At 41.8% G+C, this 380-nt stretch carries 1 protein-coding gene; it reads left to right on the top strand.

Annotated features, from left to right (window positions below):
• On the top strand, positions 1-380 hold a 380-nt coding region (locus tag HNS40_RS22810), incomplete at both ends, for a hypothetical protein (RefSeq protein ID WP_172284998.1).

Here is a 380-nt window from a genome sequence, read left to right as displayed (position 1 = left end):
GGAACAACAACTATCTTATGGACAGTAGAAGATATCCATGGCAATGCAGCAACTTGTACTCAAGATATCGTTATTACAGATACTGAGAACCCAAGTATCACAGCTGCAGCAGCCCAAACACAAACAGCCGATGCAGGATTGTGTGGCGCAGCCGTAACAGTAGTGGCACCATCAACAGCAGATAACTGTGCCGTAGCTACCATAAGCAATGACTTCAATGGAACATCCGATGCCAGTGGTTTCTATAATGTAGGAACAACTACTATTATCTGGACTGTAGAAGATATCCATGGAAATATAAGTACAGATACCCAAGATATCACAGTAACAGATGATGAATCACCGATAGCAAGCTGTCAAGACTTTACAGTAAATCTAGA

Origin of the sequence: Lentimicrobium sp. S6 (genome assembly GCF_013166635.1) — a bacterium.
Classification (GTDB): domain Bacteria; phylum Bacteroidota; class Bacteroidia; order Bacteroidales; family UBA12170; genus UBA12170.
The sequence above is the reverse complement of the archived record's forward strand: the minus strand, read 5'-3'. Positions and strand labels throughout refer to the sequence as shown.